Origin of the sequence: Micromonospora sp. DT233 (assembly GCF_049841815.1) — a bacterium.
In the GTDB taxonomy this organism is placed as follows: Bacteria; Actinomycetota; Actinomycetes; order Mycobacteriales; family Micromonosporaceae; genus Micromonospora.
Window position 1 is genome coordinate 218,844 of the sequence record NZ_JBNCLB010000007.1, and the last position, 16,375, is coordinate 235,218.

Annotated in this window: 14 protein-coding genes; 9 read left to right on the forward strand and 5 right to left on the reverse strand. The window is 76.7% G+C overall.

The genetic code is table 11. From position 1 onward, the window contains the following. The first annotated feature begins 94 nt into the window (after positions 1 to 94). The 5 genes from ACLQ2V_RS17970 to ACLQ2V_RS17990 all read left to right on the forward strand — a co-directional run bounded on the left by ACLQ2V_RS17970 (position 95) and on the right by ACLQ2V_RS17990 (position 5,124). Complete coding sequence (locus ACLQ2V_RS17970; protein WP_425719646.1) at positions 95 to 1,246, forward strand: Gfo/Idh/MocA family protein; 1,152 nt, start codon at positions 95 to 97, stop codon at positions 1,244 to 1,246. Then, positions 1,243 to 2,394, forward strand: a complete 1,152-nt coding sequence (locus ACLQ2V_RS17975; protein ID WP_425719647.1) for a dihydrodipicolinate synthase family protein — start codon at positions 1,243 to 1,245, stop codon at positions 2,392 to 2,394. Before ACLQ2V_RS17970 ends, ACLQ2V_RS17975 begins: the two co-directional genes overlap by 4 nt. Next, entirely contained in the window at positions 2,391 to 3,221 is an 831-nt protein-coding gene (locus ACLQ2V_RS17980; RefSeq protein WP_425719648.1) for a sugar phosphate isomerase/epimerase family protein, read from the forward strand. The genes ACLQ2V_RS17975 and ACLQ2V_RS17980 overlap by 4 nt, the downstream gene beginning before the upstream one ends. A 13-nt stretch (positions 3,222 to 3,234) precedes the next feature. Further along, positions 3,235 to 3,669, forward strand: coding sequence for an NUDIX hydrolase (locus tag ACLQ2V_RS17985; protein WP_425719649.1), 435 nt, complete (start codon positions 3,235 to 3,237; stop codon positions 3,667 to 3,669). Positions 3,670 to 3,870: 201 nt separating this feature from the next. Beyond that, positions 3,871 to 5,124 (forward strand): MFS transporter, encoded by a 1,254-nt coding sequence (locus tag ACLQ2V_RS17990; RefSeq protein WP_425719650.1) that lies wholly within the window; start codon positions 3,871 to 3,873, stop codon positions 5,122 to 5,124. 43 nt (positions 5,125 to 5,167) lie between these two features. Here ACLQ2V_RS17990 and ACLQ2V_RS17995 read toward each other — a convergent pair whose 3' ends face one another. The 3 genes from ACLQ2V_RS17995 to crcB (ACLQ2V_RS18005) are packed head-to-tail and all read right to left on the reverse strand — an operon-like array spanning position 5,168 to position 6,860. Next, complete coding sequence (locus tag ACLQ2V_RS17995; RefSeq protein ID WP_425719651.1) at positions 5,168 to 5,914, reverse strand: hypothetical protein; 747 nt, start codon at positions 5,912 to 5,914, stop codon at positions 5,168 to 5,170. A gap of 47 nt (positions 5,915 to 5,961) precedes the next feature. Next, positions 5,962 to 6,324, reverse strand: coding sequence for a fluoride efflux transporter CrcB (crcB, locus tag ACLQ2V_RS18000; RefSeq protein ID WP_425719652.1), 363 nt, complete (start codon positions 6,322 to 6,324; stop codon positions 5,962 to 5,964). Then, positions 6,321 to 6,860 carry a fluoride efflux transporter CrcB gene (gene crcB / locus ACLQ2V_RS18005; protein ID WP_425719653.1) on the reverse strand — a complete coding sequence of 180 codons (540 nt, stop codon included), beginning with the start codon at positions 6,858 to 6,860 and terminating at the stop codon, positions 6,321 to 6,323. Before crcB (ACLQ2V_RS18005) ends, crcB (ACLQ2V_RS18000) begins: the two co-directional genes overlap by 4 nt. A gap of 136 nt (positions 6,861 to 6,996) precedes the next feature. Here crcB (ACLQ2V_RS18005) and ACLQ2V_RS18010 point away from each other — a divergent pair, with 136 nt between their 5' ends. Both ACLQ2V_RS18010 and ACLQ2V_RS18015 read left to right on the forward strand, forming a co-directional pair. Continuing rightward, positions 6,997 to 7,440 carry a DUF6766 family protein gene (locus ACLQ2V_RS18010; RefSeq protein ID WP_425719654.1) on the forward strand — a complete coding sequence of 148 codons (444 nt, stop codon included), beginning with the start codon at positions 6,997 to 6,999 and terminating at the stop codon, positions 7,438 to 7,440. Positions 7,441 to 7,525: 85 nt separating this feature from the next. Beyond that, the gene (locus tag ACLQ2V_RS18015; RefSeq protein ID WP_425719655.1) at positions 7,526 to 8,497 is read left to right on the forward strand and encodes a zinc-binding dehydrogenase; all 972 of its coding nucleotides are present in this window, start codon (positions 7,526 to 7,528) and stop codon (positions 8,495 to 8,497) included. Between the two features lie 80 nt (positions 8,498 to 8,577). Here the strand turns inward: ACLQ2V_RS18015 and ACLQ2V_RS18020 are convergent, their stop codons facing one another. Next, positions 8,578 to 9,744, reverse strand: coding sequence for a hypothetical protein (locus tag ACLQ2V_RS18020; protein ID WP_425719656.1), 1,167 nt, complete (start codon positions 9,742 to 9,744; stop codon positions 8,578 to 8,580). 194 nt (positions 9,745 to 9,938) lie between these two features. Here ACLQ2V_RS18020 and ACLQ2V_RS18025 point away from each other — a divergent pair, with 194 nt between their 5' ends. Beyond that, entirely contained in the window at positions 9,939 to 10,505 is a 567-nt protein-coding gene (locus ACLQ2V_RS18025) for a dienelactone hydrolase family protein (RefSeq protein WP_425719657.1), read from the forward strand. A 160-nt stretch (positions 10,506 to 10,665) separates the two neighbouring features. Here ACLQ2V_RS18025 and ACLQ2V_RS18030 read toward each other — a convergent pair whose 3' ends face one another. Next, positions 10,666 to 13,158, reverse strand: coding sequence for an AAA family ATPase (locus tag ACLQ2V_RS18030; protein ID WP_425719658.1), 2,493 nt, complete (start codon positions 13,156 to 13,158; stop codon positions 10,666 to 10,668). Between the two features lie 189 nt (positions 13,159 to 13,347). On the opposite strand from ACLQ2V_RS18030, the gene ACLQ2V_RS18035 reads away from it, so the two are divergent. Then, positions 13,348 to 16,269 carry a helix-turn-helix transcriptional regulator gene (locus ACLQ2V_RS18035; RefSeq protein WP_425719659.1) on the forward strand — a complete coding sequence of 974 codons (2,922 nt, stop codon included), beginning with the start codon at positions 13,348 to 13,350 and terminating at the stop codon, positions 16,267 to 16,269. Positions 16,270 to 16,375 lie beyond the last annotated feature (106 nt).

Here is a 16,375-nt window from a genome sequence, read left to right on the forward strand (position 1 = left end):
AGGCTCCCAGGAAAGCGCTTGCCTCGCGCTCGATCGTCCCTGCCCACCGGGCGGACGGACGACGCCCGGCGCCGAGGAGAGGGAGGAGCAGCACATGACCCGCAGGCCGATCGGCATCATCGTCAACGGCGTCACCGGCCGGATGGGCTACCGTCAGCACCTGGTCCGCTCGCTGCTGGCCATCCGCGAGCAGGGCGGGGTGCCGCTCGCCGACGGCACCCGGATCTGGCCGGAGCTGACCCTGGTCGGGCGCAACGAGCAGCGGCTGCGCGACATCGCCGAGCGGCACGGGCTGACCGACTGGACCACCGACCTCTCCGCCGCCCTGACCCGCGACGACGTCGAGGTCTACTTCGACGCGCAGCTGACCCAGCAGCGGGAGAAGGCCGTCCGGCAGGCCATCGACGCCGGCAAGCACATCTACACCGAGAAGCCGCTGGCCGAGTCCAGCGCCGCCGCGCTGGAGCTGGCCCGCGCCGCCGACGCCGCCGGCGTCCGCAGCGGGGTGGTGCAGGACAAGCTCTTCCTGCCCGGCCTGCGCAAGCTCAAGCGGCTCGTCGACGGCGGCTTCTTCGGCCGGATCCTCTCGGTGCGCGGCGAGTTCGGCTACTGGGTCTTCGAGGGCGACTGGCAGCCCGCCCAGCGCCCGTCCTGGAACTACCGCGCCTCCGACGGCGGCGGCATCGTGATGGACATGTTCCCGCACTGGCACTACGTGCTGGCGGAGATCTTCGCCCCGGTCCGCGCGGTTACCTGCGTCGCCGCCACGCACATCCCGCGCCGCGTCGACGAGGCCGGCCGCCCCTACCCGGCCACCGCCGACGACGCCGCGTACGGCATCTTCGAGCTCGACGGGGGCATCGTCGCCCAGCTCAACTCCTCCTGGGCGGTGCGGGTCAACCGCGACGAGCTGGTGGAGTTCCAGGTCGACGGCACCGAGGGCAGCGCGGTCGCCGGGCTGCGCGGCTGCCGCGTCCAGCACCGGTCGGTCACCCCGAAGCCGGTCTGGAACCCGGACCTGCCCGCCACCGAGAGCTTCCGCGCCCAGTGGGCCGAGGTGCCGGACAATGACGAGTTCGACAACGGCTTCAAGGTCCAGTGGGAGGCGTTCCTGCGGCACGTGGTGGCCGGGGATGCCTTCCCGTGGGACTTCCTGGCCGGCGCCCGGGGCGTGCAGCTCGCCGAGCTGGGGCTGCGCTCCGCCCGCGAGCACCGCCGCGTCGAGGTCCCGGAGCTGGGCCGGTGAGCACGCTGGTCACCCTCCCCGACGGCACCCGCCACCGGCTCTGCGGCGTCGGCGGCTTCGCCCGCCCCGCCGGCCCGGCCACCTCCCGGGTGGCGTACGCCGCCGCGCACGTCGTGGCCGACCCGGGCGCCGAGAACGTCCCCGGCGCGCCGGCCGCCGTGGACTGGGAGCGCACGCTGGCCTTCCGGCACCACCTCTGGTCGTACGGGCTGGGGGTCGCCGAGGCGATGGACACCGCGCAGCGCGGCATGGGCCTGGACCATGCGGCCACCCGCGAGCTGATCCGACGCAGCGCCGCCGAGGCCCGGGCGATCGGCGGGCGGATCGTCGCCGGGGTCGGCACCGACCAGCTCCCCGCCGGGCCCGCCGACCTCACCCGCATCCGCGACGCGTACGCCGAGCAGCTCGCCGAGGTCCGCGCCGCCGGGGCCCGGCCGGTGCTGATGTGCAGCCGGCACCTCGCCGCCGCCGCCCGCGGCCCCGAGGACTACCAGCGGGTGTACGCGCACCTGCTGGCCGCCACCGACGAGCCGGTGGTGCTGCACTGGCTCGGCGACATGTTCGACCCGGCGCTGCGCGGCTACTGGGGATCGGCCGACCTGGACCTCGCCGCCGACGCGGTGCTGGACCTGATCACCGATCACGCCGACAAGGTCGACGGGATCAAGGTGTCGCTGCTCGACGCCGACCGGGAGGTCGCCCTGCGCCGCCGGCTCCCCGCCGGGGTGCGCCTCTACACCGGCGACGACTTCCACTACCCGCAGCTGATCCGGGGCGACGCCGCCGGGCACTCCGACGCCCTGCTCGGGGTCTTCGCCGCCATCGCCCCGGCCGCCGCCGCCGCGCTGAGCGCCCTCGACGCCGGCGACCTCGGCACGTACGACGAGATCCTGGCCCCCACGGTGCCGCTGGCCCGGCACCTCTTCGCGGCTCCGACCTGGCACTACAAGACCGGCATCGTCTTCCTCGCCTGGCTGACCGGCCACCAGGAGCACTTCACCATGGTCGCCGGCCAGCAGGCCGGCCGCTCCCCGACGCACCTGGCCCGGCTGCTCACCCTCGCCGACGCCGCCGGGCTGCTGCCCGACGCCGAGCTGGCCGCCGCGCGGGCCCGCGCGTACCTCACCGTCGCCGGGGTGGCCCAGTGACCGCCGCGCGGTCCCCGGCCGCCGGCCGGCTCGCCCGGTTCTCCTTCAACCAGGCCACCGCCACCGGCTGGCCGCTGGAGGAGCTGGTCGCCGCCTGCGTCGCCGCCGGGGTCCCCGGCGTCGGGCTGTGGCGCGAGCCGGTGCAGGAGTACGGCCTGGACCGGGCGGCCCGACTGGTCCGCGACGCCGGGCTCACCGTCACCTCGCTCTGCCGGGGCGGCTTCTTCACCACGAACGGCTGGCGCGAGGCCAACCTGCGCGCCATCGAGGAGGCCGCCACCCTCGCCACCGGCGAGCTGGTGCTGGTCTCCGGCGGGCTCCCGGCCGGCAGCCGCGACCTCGACGGGGCCCGCGAGCGGGTCGCCGACGCCCTCGCCGAGCTGGCCCCGCACGCGGCGGCGGCCGGGGTGCGGCTGGCCGTCGAGCCGCTGCACCCCATGTTCTGCTCCGACCGGTGCGTCATCTCCACCCTGGGCCAGGCCCTCGACCTCGCCGAGCGCTTCGACCCGGCCACCGTCGGGGTGGTCGTCGACACCTACCACCTCTGGTGGGACGACACCGTGTACCGGCAGATCGCCCGCGCGGGCGACCGGATCGCCGCCTTCCAGGTGGCCGACTGGGTCACCCCGCTGCCGGCGGGCGTGCTGCTCGGGCGGGCCCTGCCGGGGCGGGGCTGCGTCGACCTGCGCAGGTTGCGCGACGCGGTTGACGCCGCCGGCTACCGGGGGCCGATCGAGGTGGAGGTCTTCGACGCCGAGCTCTGGTCGCGGCCCGGCGCGGCCGTCCTCGCCGACACCGTCACCGCCTACCTCACGCACGTCGCCTGACTAGGATGGCCGGGTGCTGGAGATCGCCTGCGTGCTCTTCGTCGACCGGACCGGCCGGATCCTGCTGCAACTGCGCGACCCGCACGCGCCGTACCACCCGAACGTCTGGGGGGTGCCGGGCGGGCACCGGGAGCCGGGGGAGACGATCTACCAGACCGCCCTGCGGGAGCTGCGGGAGGAGACCGGGCTGACGCCCGACGAAGACCTGCGGCACTTCCTCACCCAGCCGGTGCCGGAGATCGAGCGGATCCTGCACTACTACTGGGGCGGCACCCGCGCCACCCAGGAGGACGTGGTGCTCGGCGAGGGGGCCGCGATGGTCTTCGTCCCGCCCGACGAGGTCTTCGACGGCCGGCCGTACACCCCGGGCACCGCCGAGGTGCTGGCCCGCTTCCTCGCCGCCGACGAGTACGTCGAGGCGCGCCGGGCGGCCACCGTGCCGTCCTGATCGTGCGGGTCAGCGCCCGCGCGGTGCCGTCCTGATCGTGCGGGTCAAGCTCGACCGGGGCCACCCCTGACCGGCCGGTGGGCCCACCGGCCCGCGTACCGTTGGCCCCGCCCTGGGTAAGGGGCGGGGCCGGCGAGCGGTGCTGTCGCCTCCGGTGTCCAATGGGGGAACCACCTCGCCCGACCGGAAAGGAAACAACCTGTGCGCAGGACCGCTGACACCCCGACCATCGATCGGGGCGCCGCCCCGGCCGGCGTACCACGCGCCGTGCTGGCCGCCCGCAACGGCGTCGCGGTCGTGTTCACCCTCAACGGCCTCGCCGTGGCGTCCTGGTTCTCCCGGGTGCCGGCGGTCCGCGAGGCGCTGGACCTCAGCGCCGGGCGGCTCGGGCTGCTGCTGCTGGCCATGTCCCTCGGCGCGGTGCTGGCGATGCCGACCGCCGGGCTGGTCGCCCAGCGCTTCGGCACGGCCCGCACGGTCGGCGGCTCCGCGGTGCTGGTCGCGGTCGGGATGACGGTGATCGGGCTCTCGGCCGGGCTGGCCGGCTTCCTGCCCGGCGTCGCCGTGGGGCTGGTCGCCCTCGGCTACGGCTCCGGCACCTGCGACGTGGCGATGAACATCGAGGGTACGACGGTCGAGCGGCGCCTCGGGCGGACCATCCTGCCCCGGTTCCACGCCGCCTGGAGCCTCGGCTCGGTGGCGGGCGCGGGGCTCGGCGCGGGGGCCGCGCGGTTCGGTGTGCCGGCCTCCGTACACCTGATCGTGCTGGCGGTGGTGGTGGGTGTCGGCACGCTGGTGGCGGTCCGGTCCTTCCTGCCGGCCGGCCGCGCCGCCGACGGAGTCTCCGCAAGCGATGGCGCGGCCGCCCGGCGCGGGTCGCTGCTGGCCGCCTGGCGGGAGCCGCGCACCCTGCTCATCGGCCTGCTGGTGCTGATCATGGCGTTCACCGAGGGGACCGCCAACGACTGGGTGGCGGTGGCGTTCATCGACGGGTACGGGCTCAGCGAGGCCGCCGGCGCGGCGGTCTTCGGCGTCTTCGTCGTCGGCATGACCCTCGGCCGGACCGCCGGGACGCTGGCGCTCGACCGCTGGGGTCGGGTGCCGGTGCTGTTCGCCACCATCGTGCTCGCCGGGGTGGGCGCGACCCTCGCGATCTTCGCCGGCTCCGGGCCGGTCGCGGTCGTCGGCGTCGCCCTCTGGGGCATCGGCGCGTCGCTCGGCTTCCCGGTGGGGATGAGCGCCGCCGCCGACGACGAGGAGCACGCGCCCTCGCGGGTCAGCGTCGTGGGGGTGATCGGCTACACCGCGTTCCTCGGCGGCCCGCCGCTGCTCGGCCTGCTCGGCGACCACGTCGGCACGCTGCGCGCCCTGATCGTCGTGCCGCTGCTGCTGCTGCCCGCGCTCGCCCTGATCGGGGTGACCCGCCCGCCGGCCGGCACCCGCCCGACCGGGTGAACGCCGCCGGGCCCGGCACGCCCCGGTCCCGTCCGGTGGCGGTTCAACGTAGCCAGACCCGCAGCGGCCCGATGCGCCGGAAGCCGGCCCGTTCGGCCGGCGGCAGGTCGTCACCCGACTCGTAGCCGACCAGGGGCAGGTCGGGGCGGGCGGCGGCGACGCCGTGCCACACCTGGGCGACGGCTGCGGGTCGGGCGAAGACGTTGGACACCCCGACCGCCGCCCCCGTGCGGCTGAGCACCGCGCCCCCGACCACCGCCCCGGCCGCGTCGAGCCGGGCCAGGACGGTGATCCGGGAATCGTCGAGCAGCGCGGGGCGGAACAGGTCACCGCCGCCGTGCGCGGCGGCCCAGGCGGCCAACCCCTCGGCCGCCGTGACCGGGATCAACAGCGGGTCGTCGGCCGGCGTGACCGGGGTCGACACCGGGCCGTCGGCCGGCGGCCCCGCCCCGGTCGCATCCGCTGGGGCGGGCGGCGGCGGAGGGCTGCCGGGGACGGCAGGGCGGAGGATCCAGGCGGCGGCGAAGAGAACCCGGAAGCCGTACGGGGCGAGGTCGAGATCGGCGAAGCTGTCCTTCACCGACGCCCCGGGGCCGGCGTCGATTCGGGCCAGCAGCGCCTCGGCGTCCACCCCGGGCCGGAGCGTGACCGCGTCCGGGTACCACGGCGGGGACCGACGCGGCACCGACCAGGCGTCGGCGTCGACCGTCCCCGGCAGACCGTGGGTCCGGCACAGCAAATCACACCAGGCGGCGTTGTCCCGCGCCGCCGCCTCCCGCCACGCTGTCACCGGTTGAGCGTACGGCCACCACCCGCCGGGGCGCGTCCTCCGGCGGCTCAGCCCGACACGGCGTGGACCGCCGCGTAGCCCAGCGCCGCCGCGGCCAGCCCGGCGGCCACGCTGACCAGCGCGTTGGCCAGGGCGTACCACCGGGTGCCGTCGCGGGCCAGCCGCAGCGTCTCGTACCCGAAGGTCGAGTAGGTGGTGAGCGCGCCGCAGAATCCGGTGCCGAGCAGCGCGCCGAGCGTCGGCCCGACCGGCGCGGCGACCAGCGCGCCGAGCAACAGCGACCCGGACACGTTGACGGTCAGCGTGCCCCAGGGCAGGGGCGAGGCGTGTCGGGCCTGCACCGCCCGGTCGGTGAGGTAGCGCAGCGGCGCGCCGACGGCCGCGCCGAGGACGATCAGCAGGACCGTCACCGGGCCTCCCCGACGTCGCGGTCGGTCGGGGCCGCCGGCCCCGGGTGGGCGTCGGCCACCGGCACCGCGCGCGGGGCGCGGGCCAGGAGCCGGCCGGCGGCGGCGTCGCCGAGCCACACCGCCACCAGCGCCCCCACCAGGGTGCCGAACAGGTACGACAGCGCCGTCCCGAACGCCCCACTGTCCAGCGCCAGGCGCACGTCGACCGTGTACGTGGAGAAGGTGGTGAACCCGCCGAGGACGCCGACGCCCAGGAACGGCCGGGTCAGCGGCCGGGCCCGGCCGGCGGTGACCACCGCCATCAGCGCCCCGATCAGCAGGCAGCCGGTCACGTTGACGGCGAACGTCGCCCACGGGAACCCGGTCGGCGAGTGCGGGAACGCGGCCTGCAGGCCGGCGCGGGCCAGCGCCCCGAGCGCACCCCCGACCGCGATCACCCCGAGCACCGTCGCGGGGCGCGCCCGCAACTCGCCCCGGTCCGCGGGCACGCCCACGTCGACGTCGGGATCGACCCGGCGCGGGTGCGGACCTGTCACCTCGCCCTCCTCCCACCCGGTCGGCGTCGGCCGAGACCGCCCGCCGCCGGCCTGTTTCGTCGGGGTTTCGACTGGTTACTGTTAACCTGCGTTCCGGCACCACCCGAGCCAGGATTCTTCCCGAAAGAGGATCGAGATGGCGGACACCACCACGTCGTCGACCGACATCGGCTCGTCGGGGGCGGCGCCCGGCGCCGCGGACTCCGACCCCCGTAGTCTCCGCGCGCCCGGCCCGCCGTTCCGCAAGCCCCGCTGGCCCAAGGCGTACGCCTTCGCCCTGGTCACCGGCGCGCTCTTCCTTGTCTCCTGGGCCGGCCAGTTCCTCTTCCAACTGATGGTGCAACGCAACGAGGCGAGCCAGCACGGCCAGTCGTTCGCCTGGGCCGACTTCCTGGCGCAGTTCCTCGCCAGCACCATGGAGAACTGGCAGTCGGAGTTCCTCCAACTCGTCTGGCAGACCGCCGGGCTGGCCCTGTTCTACTACTGGGGCTCGTCCCAGTCCCGGGAGTCCGACCAGCGGATCGAGGCCAAGCTCGACGCGCTGCTGCGCGAGCGCGGGCTCGACCCGGAGAACCCGTGACCCGGATCGTGCCCGCGACCGATTGACTTCAACGCCGCTTCATGTCCGAGCCTGAACGACGACGGCGAGTGACACGGAGGTAGGCATGCAGGCGATAGAGGTGACCCGGTTCGGTGGACCGGAGGTGCTGACGCTGACCGAGGCCCCGGACCCGACGCCGGGCCCGGGTGAGGCGATCATCGACGTGGCGTACGCGAACGTGCTCTGGATCGACACGGCGATCCGGGCGGGCCAGGCCGGGCAGTGGTTCCCGCAGCGGCTCCCGTACCGGCCCGGTTCGGGGGTGGCCGGGACGATCACCTCGGTGGGCGACGGCCTCGACCCCGGGTGGGTCGGCCGGCGGGTGGTCGGCCGGACCGGGCCGGACGGCGGCTACCTGGACCGGGCCCGGCTGCCCGTCGACGACCTCGTCGCCGTGCCTCCGACGGTGCCGATGCGCGACGCCGCCGCCCTGGTCACCGACGGGCGCACCGCGTTCACCGTGCTCGACCTGGTCGACGGCGTCCGCCCCGGCGACCGGGTGCTGGTCACCGCAGCCGCCGGGGGCACGGGCGCGATCCTGGCGCAGGCGGCCCGCGCCGCCGGGGCCACCGTGGTCGGGGCGGCGCGCGGCGCGGCCAAGCGGGACGCCCTGCGCCGGCTCGGTATCGAGGAGACCGTGGACTACTCGACCCCGGACTGGACCGAGCGGGTACGCGCCGTCCTCGGCGGCGTCGACGTGCTGCTCGACGGTGCCGGCGGCGCGTACGGCCGGGCCGCGTTCGACCTGGTCGTACCCGGCGGACGGGTGTGCGCGTACGGCGCGCCGGCCGGCGGCTTCGCCGCCCCGGACCCGGCCTCGGCCCGGGACCGGGGTGTGGCGGTGAGCGGCATCGGAGAGCTGCGGGCCGACACGGCGCGGGCCGGACAGCGGCGGCTGCTGACGGCGCTGGACGCCGTCGCGGCCGGCCGGGTGACCCCGCTGGTGGGGCAGACGTTCCCGCTGGCCCGCGCCGCCGACGCGCACCGGGCCATCGAGGAGCGGGCGGCGGTCGGCAAGACCCTCCTGGCCGTCTGAACCGACCCCGCGTCGGCCCGGACCGGTTCTGCCCCGGGCCCCGTCCCCAGCCGGCCCCGGTCGGCGGCCGGGGCCGGCGGTCAGCCGACCGGGCCGGCCGGGGTCGACGGGGCGGAGCCGGCGACCACCGGGGCGGTGCCGGCCGGTGCCGAGGCCTGGGTCGGGGCGGCCGGGGTCGAGGCCCGGGTCGCGACGGCCGGGTCCGGTGCCCCGGCGGGGCGGGCGGCCAGCGCGCCGAGCAGGGCGCCGAGGAGCGCCGCGAGGACCACGATGCCGCTGGTCACCTCCGGGGACCAGCGGAGCCCGTGGCCCAGGGCGAGGCCCGTCAGGTGCCCGGCCACGATCAGGCCGGCCAGCAGCGCGCCGGCCACCGGCAGCCGCAGCGCGGCGTCCCGGCCCCGGGTCGCGTCCAGCCGCAGCAGCAGCGCGTCGGCGAGGCCGGCGGCGCAGAGCGCCCCGAGGGCGCCCCACACCAGCGGGGTCGGGAACTCGTACATCACCATGTCGAACAGCGCCACCCCGCCGACCAGGGCGGTGGCCGTCCCGGCGACGGCGCGTCGCCGGTGCACGAGCAGGAACGGGGCGACCAGCACCACGGTGCTGATCAGGTACGCGTCCACACCGACGACCGCCGACTGCTGCATCCCCGGCACGCCGACGGCGCGGGTCGGCGAGAGGGTGAGGAACGACGACGCGTAGGTGAGCAGGAGCGCCGGCGCCATCACCCCCAGCGCCAGCGACGCGACTCCCGTCGCCGCCCGCGCGCCGCCCTCCCCGCTGGCCCACCAGGAGCGCAGCGGGCTGGTCAACAGCAGCACCGCCGAGACGTCCAGCAGCAGGTGACTCGGGCTGAACTCCGCGTCCAGGCCGACCTCCACGCCCAGGATCTCGTGCCAGGACATGTCGGCCAGGCCCGCCACCAGGAAACCCAGCGAGGCGATCGCCCCGACCCGGTAGCCGGCCGGCCAGCCGTCGCGCCACCACCGGGGGGCCACCCCGCGCCGCCGGTAGGCCAGCCAGAAGGTCCACGCCAGGGTGCCGGCGAAGCCGGCATAGAGCAGGCCGTGCCACGGGGTGAAGAAGCCCTCGATCGTGTCGGCGATGGTGTTGTGCGCCCAACCGTCGGACATCCCCCCGGCCACCAGGCACGCGCCGAGAAGGACGGTGACCAGGTCTTCCCGGCGGCTCGCCGGGGGCACCCGGGGGCCGGACGGGGGCGCTGCGGGGCGGACTGCGCTGTTCGTCATCGGCGCCTCTCCTCGGCTGGTGACTGAGCGTCATTGTGCAACAACCCGTGCCCGGTTGGGGGGAGGCCAGGAGCCGCCGGGCAGGGATTTCAGCGGCGTCCGCCCGCCCGAAATCCGGTAAGGGGTACGGCGAGCGCAGTGGTCGTCCGGTCGCGCCGCGCCTCGGTGTCGGACCCGTGGGCTAGCTTGCCGGAATGAGTCATGTCGCACTGTTCCACTCCGTCTACGGGCTACGCCCGGCCGTGCGGGCCGCCACCGACCGGCTGCGCGCCGCCGGGCACCAGGTCGTCACCCCCGACCTGTACGGGGAGCCCGCCGTCGACGCCGTCGACGAGGGGTTCGCCCTGCTCGACAAGGTCGGCCGGCAGACCGCGCTGGAGCGGGCCCGGGTCGCCGTGGCCGACCTGCCGCCCGAGACGGTGCTGGCCGGTCTCTCCTACGGCGCGGGGGTGGCCGCCGAGTTGCTGGCCGAGCGGCCGCACGCCGCGGCGCTGCTCCTGCTGCACGGCATCGCCGGTGCGCCGGAGGTGGTCCGGCCGGGCCTGCCGGTGCAGGTGCACCTCGCCGACCCCGACGAGTACGAGCCGCAGGACGAGGTCGAGGCGTGGCAGCGGGCGATGACCGCCGCCGGGGCCGACCTGTCGGTGCACCGCTATCCCGGCCCCGGCCACCTCTTCACCGACGCGGGCCTGCCCGACTACGACGCGACCGCCGCCGAGCTGACCTGGCAGCGCGTGCTCGCCTTCCTCGACGGCCGCTAGGGTCCGTCTCGCTGGTCGGCATCCTCGTTCGTCGGCGCGGGTGGTGGCGGGGAGGGGGCCGGCAGACCTTGGACGCCTGGTGTCGCCCGGCGACAGCAGGCGTCCAAGGTTTCGCCCATGCTCTGCCCGGGGCGGGGTGACGGGCGGTTCCCGGTGCCCCTCAGGCCGCCCTGGGCAGGGAGCCGGTCACCGGCCCGGTGCCACCCACCGGTCCGCCGCCGCGTGCGCCCGGGGGCGCGCCGCCGCCGCGTGCGCCCGGGGGCGCGCCGCCGCCGCGCGGGACGGGATCCCCCCGGTCACCCGGCCCGGCCTCGATCCCGACGCGGGCGTGACCGGGGTCGACGAGTGCCAGCGGCGGCGGGGCGTCGAGCCGCAACTGGCCGCGCCGAAACCGGGGCGAGTCGCCGCCGGGGCGGTCACGCCACGCCGGGCCAGGGGCAGCCGCTTCGCGGTCACGCCACGCCGGCCGGCCGGTCGGCGTCGCCCGGCGGAAGGACACGGACGAGCCGGCCCGGGGCGGTGGGGCCGTCGAGGTGGCGCCCGAGCCGGCGTCCACGAGACGGAGCCGCCGGGCCGGCCCGCCCGGCGCGTCGCCCGCAGACCGTGGCCGCAGCGCAGACCTGGGCGCGGCATCCGGATCCATGGCCGGGTGGGGCGCGACGGCCAGGCCGGCGGTCGCGCTGACGGCAGCCTCGCGGGTCGCACCGACGGGTGGCCCGGCGGCCGCCTCGCGGGTCGCGCCGAAGCGCGGGCCGGCGGCCGTCTCGCGCGTCGCGCCGAAGCGCGGGCCGGCGGCCGGGGTGACGGCCCGCGCAGCGGTCGAGGTGACGGGCCACTCGGCGGTCGCTGCGCTGGCCGATTCGACGGTCGAGCCGACGTCCACGTTGTTCCGGGCCGGCGGGCGCGCTCGGGCGGCGGCGCGCAGCCCGGTGACGGTCGCCGGCCCGGCCAGGCGGGTGACGTCGGCCCGTACCGACCGCGGCAGCCGGTCGTGGGCGACCCGGCGCAGCGCCGGGTCCTCGACGGCGTACCCGCCCGAGGCGGCGCGACGCAGCAGGCCGCGATCGGCCAGCCGGTGCAGGAGCGGCCCGGCCCGACCCGGCGCCCAGCCCAGCGCCCGCTCCACCCGCGCCGCGCCGACCGCCGGCCCCAGCGTGGCGACCACCATCGTCACCGCCCGCTCCGGGCCGTCGCAGGTGTCCAGCCGGGCACCGGCGTCCGCGCGCACCCGCTCCGGCAGCTCGGCCGCCGGGTCCGCGCCGTCGGCGCCGCGCCGCACGTACGCCTCGGCATGTCCGGGCAGGCCACCCACGAGGGGCAGCAGCCGGGCGGCCGACGCCGCCGGGCGGCCGGTGCGGGCCAGCAGCCGGCGCAGCAGCCGCCCGGTCTCCACCGCGGACAGCGGCGGCAGCGGCACCTCGGTGCGCCGGTCGACGGGGCCGGCGTCGGCCCGACCGGTGCCGTGGGTGCTCACCACGGCCAGGGGCAGCCCCCGGCTGACGGCCGCCGAGAAGAGCGTCCGCAGGAACCGGTGCACCGCGGGGGCGGCCCGGTCCAGATCGTCCACCGCCACCACCACGGGCTGCGCGGCGGCCCGGCGCAGCAGCACCCGCTGCCAGACCGCCGCCCCGCCCGGGAACGAACCGTCGAGCAGTCCCTCCAGGGCCACCGCCTCCGACAGCGCCCGTACCGGTGCCACCAGCGCACCCAACTCCGCCAGCAGCCGCCGTCGCACGACGGCCGGGGGGTCCTCGGCGCGCACCCCGGCGAAGGCGCGCAGCAGGTCGGCCACCGGCCCGAGTGGCCGCTCCGGGTAGGGCGGGCAGGCCGCCACGTACCAGGGCGTCGGGGTGTCGGTGGCGGCGTCGACGGCGCGGCGCAGCTCGTGCAGCATCCGGCTGCGCCCGCTGCCGGTGGGCCCGACCAGTGCCACCCAGCGGGGGCTGCGCTCGCGTACCGCGCGCAGCACCTGCTCGCGCGCGCAGGCCAACTGGCGGCGGCGGCCGACCAGCCGGCCGTGGTGTGCGGCCGGCTCGCGGCGGGCCACGCCGACGGCGACCGAGACGTCCACCGGCCGCGGCTTGCCCGCGACGGTCAGTGGGGCCAGCGCGCGGTGGTCGATCAGGCCGGCGGTGGCCCGGCGGGTGGCCGCGCAGAGCACGACGGCGCCGGGCGGGGCGTGCTCCTGCAGGCGGGCGGCGGCGGTGATGATCGCGCCGCTGGCGGTGCCGTGCGCGCCGTCGCGCATCGCGGCGACGTCCACCAGCGCCTCACCGGTGGCGACGCCGACGCGGGTACGCAGGGCCGCGACCCCGGGCAGCGCCCGTCCGTCCAGCACGCGCTGGATCTCCAACCCGGCCCGCACCGCCCGGTACGCGTCGAAGCCGTCGGAGTCCCGGGCCCCGAACAGGGCCATCACGGCGTCGCCGACGTACTTCTCGACGATGCCGCCCCACCGGCCGAGCACCCCGGCGACGGTGTCGAAGTAGGCGCGTTGCAGGGCCCGCACCTCCTCCGGGTCGAGCCGGTCGACCAGTGCGGTCGAGCCGACGATGTCGGCGAAGAGCACGGAGACGGTCCGTCGCTCCTCCGGCACCGGCCATTGCGCCGATGCCCGGCCCAGCGCTTCGTTGACGATCGTGGACATTGGCATCGCACCGCCCTTCCCCCCGGTTGATCCCTGAGGACTCCAGGAGACTCCCACCGGGGGCAGGTCGGGGGATCGGCAGAACGACGTATGTCTACCCACTGCAACCATTTAGTCGCATTGTTGACGCGAGGGGTACCAATGGCGGCGTGAACCCGTAGAACGGGGCCGGACCCTGTGACTAGGCTGCGAACCATGGCCAGCGATGTGGACACCGCACCGCTCGTCGGCCGTGCCGACCAGGTGGCGACGCTACGGGCCGCGCTGCTCGACGACGTCGGGCCGGGGCAGACCGCAGCGGTCTTCCTCACCGGCGAGAGCGGGGTGGGTAAGACCCGGCTGCTGCGCGAGGTGGGCAACCGGCTGCGCACGGCGGGCGCGTTGGTGCTCACCGGTGCCTGCCTCGACATCGGCGACGCCTCCCCGCTGCACCCCCTGTTGCAGGCGCTGCGTCGCCTCGACACCGGCCTGACGGCCTCGCAGGCCGGCACCTCGTCGGCGGTGCGCGGGCTGCTCAAGGCGTTCACCGAGGAGGCCGGCGACCCGGGCGGCGCGGGCACCCTGCTGGAACGGGTCTCCCGGGGCCTGCACCTGGTGGCGCAGGGGCGCCCGCTGGTGCTGGTGCTCGACGATCTGCAGTGGGTGGACCGCAGCACCCGGCAGCTGCTGCTCTACCTGCTGGCCGGCCTGGGTGATCTGCAGCTGTCGGTGCTGGCGGCGGTCCGGGCGGAGTCGTTGCAGGGCGCGCACCCGTTGCGCCGGGTGCTGACGGAGTTGCGGCGGCTGCGGTCGGTGCGGGTGGTGGACCTGGCGCCGCTGGGCCGGGCGGAGACCGAGCGGTTGGCGGCGGAGATCGTGGGCCGGCCGTTGGGCGCGGAGGCGGCGGAGTCGGTCTGGCAGCGCAGCGGGGGCAACCCGTTCGTGGTGGAGGAGCTGGCGCGGGCCCTGCGCGACGGCCGGGAGGGGCTGTCGGACACGCTGCGGGAGGTGTTCCTGGCCCGGGTGGACGCGCTGCCGGAGCCCGCGCACGCGGTCGTGCACGCGGTGGCGGTCGGGGTGGAGCCGGTGGCGCACTGGCTGCTGGCCGAGGCGACCCGGTTGCCGGAGGAAGCGCTGATCGACGCGGTCCGTGCGGCCGTGGCGCACCGGCTGCTCGTCGGCGACGAAGACGGCTACCGGCTGCGGCACAGGCTGGTCGCGGAGGTCGTGGCCCGGGAGTTGCTGCCCGCCGAGCGGTCGGTGCTGCACCGCCGGTACGCCGAGGCGCTGACGGCTGCCCCGGCGGAGCTGCACCAGGCCCGGCTGGCGCACCACTGGCGGTTGGCCGGCGAGCCGGCCCGCGCCCTGCCGGCGGCGGTGGCCGCCGCTCGGGAAGCCGAGCGGCTGCACGGCTACGCCGAGGCACACCGGCACTGGTCGGTGGCCCTGCAACTCGCCGACGCCCCGGTGACCGGGGCGGCGTCGGCCGGCGAGCAGGTCGACGCCGACCGCGCGGAGCTGCTCGGCCGCGCCGCCGAGGCGGCCCACCACTGCGGCGAGCACGCCCGCGCCCTGGCCCTGCTGGAGGAGCTGGCCGACACGGGCACCACCGCCGCCTGCGCGCTGCACATTCGGCGGGCCCGGTACCTGGCCGCCGCCGGCCGCTCCGCCCCGGCGGAGGCGGAGTACCGGCGGGCCCTCGCCCTGGCCGACTGCACGTCCGCGGAGCGGGCGAGCGCCGCCGCGCACCTGGCCGAGCTGCTGCTGCACATGGGCCGCTACGCCGACGCCGGGGACCGGGCCCGGGAGGCCCTGGCGCTGGCCGCGCAGGTGCCCGGGTCGGTCACCGAGGTGGTGCTGGCCAGCATGGCGCTGGGCTTCAGCGAGGCGTACCTGGAGGACCCGGACGCCGGGCTGGCGGTGCTGCGCGACGCCCTGGACACCGCCGAGCGCTCCGGCCGCCCCGAGGACGTGGCCTGCGCGTACCTGCACCTGGCGGAGCTGCTCACCGGGCCGCTGAACATCCTCGAGGAGGGCGTGGTGGTCGCCCGCCGGGGCGCCGAGCGGGTCGCCGAGCTGGGGCTGGGGCGCACGTACGAGACCCGGTTGTTGGCGATCGCCACGAACGGCCTGTTCCGGGTGGGGCAGTGGGCCGAGGCGGAGAAGGTGGTCGCGGCGGCGCTGCGGCACCGGCCGTCGGGGGCGGACGCCGTGGAGCTGCTGCTGGCCCGCTGTCGACTCTCCGTCGGCTACGGCGACATCGAGGCCGCCGACCGGGACCTGGAGGCGGTCGCCACGGTGCTGGCCGGCGGCGGCGCCCGGCACGTCATCCCGCTGCTTACCCTGCGCGCCGGGCTGGCGATGTGGCAGGGGCGCCACGACCTGGCCCGGCAGGCGGTGCAGCGCGGCCTGACCGAGAGTCGCTCCGACGACATGGGCATCCTCGCCGCCCTGGTCTGGCACGGGTTGCGCGCCGAGGCCGAGGCCCACGCCTCCCGCGCGGTGCCGGTCGACGCCACGGCCGTACGCCGGCTGCGCGAGGTGGCCGAACGGGTGGCCCGCAAGAGCGAGCACGCCGCCCGCCCCGTGCGTGACGGCGTCGACGGCTTCCTGGCGCTCTGCGAGGCCGAGGTCAGCCGCCTCGACGGCAGCGACCCGGCGCTCTGGGCGCGCTCGGTGGCGCAGTGGGACCGGCGGCACCACCCCTACCCGGCGGCGTACTCCCGGCTGCGGCAGGCCGAGGCGCTGCTGGCCCGGCGCCGTCGCACCGCGACCGCCGGCAAGCTGCTGCGCCAGGCGTACCAGGTGGCGCAGAGCCTCGGCGCGGTGCCGCTGAGCACCGAGATCCGCACCCTCGCCGGCCGGGCCCGGGTGCGGCTGGAGGAGCCCGGCACGTCGTCGCGGGGGAGCTCCGTGGCCGGGGCCGAGCCGACCAGTGACGAGCTGGCGATGCTCACCGCCCGGGAGCGTGAGGTGCTCGTCGCGGTGGCCGAGGGGTTGACCAACAAGGAGATCGGCCAGCGGCTGTTCATCAGCGAGCGGACCATCGGCGTGCACGTGTCACACATCTTCGACAAGCTCCAGGTCCGCACCCGGGTGCAGGCCAGCGCGATCTTCCTCCGCAACCGTCCTGAGTAGTCACGACGTACGTCGGTCGACTGTTTATACGTCGTTCTACTGATCCGTCGCACCGGACGCGGCTGACAGGCTGTGCTCCGACGTCGATGGCACGGGGGTGCCTCGC

Coding starts and splice junctions, on each gene's coding strand:
- ACLQ2V_RS18015 (WP_425719655.1), top strand. CDS start 7,526: ATGCAGGCGATAGAGGTGACCCGGTTCGGTGGACCGGAGGTGCTGACG.
- ACLQ2V_RS17970 (WP_425719646.1), top strand. CDS start 95: ATGACCCGCAGGCCGATCGGCATCATCGTCAACGGCGTCACCGGCCGG.
- ACLQ2V_RS18030 (WP_425719658.1), bottom strand. CDS start 13,158: ATGCCAATGTCCACGATCGTCAACGAAGCGCTGGGCCGGGCATCGGCG.
- ACLQ2V_RS18035 (WP_425719659.1), top strand. CDS start 13,348: ATGGCCAGCGATGTGGACACCGCACCGCTCGTCGGCCGTGCCGACCAG.
- ACLQ2V_RS18020 (WP_425719656.1), bottom strand. CDS start 9,744: ATGACGAACAGCGCAGTCCGCCCCGCAGCGCCCCCGTCCGGCCCCCGG.
- ACLQ2V_RS18025 (WP_425719657.1), top strand. CDS start 9,939: ATGAGTCATGTCGCACTGTTCCACTCCGTCTACGGGCTACGCCCGGCC.
- ACLQ2V_RS18010 (WP_425719654.1), top strand. CDS start 6,997: ATGGCGGACACCACCACGTCGTCGACCGACATCGGCTCGTCGGGGGCG.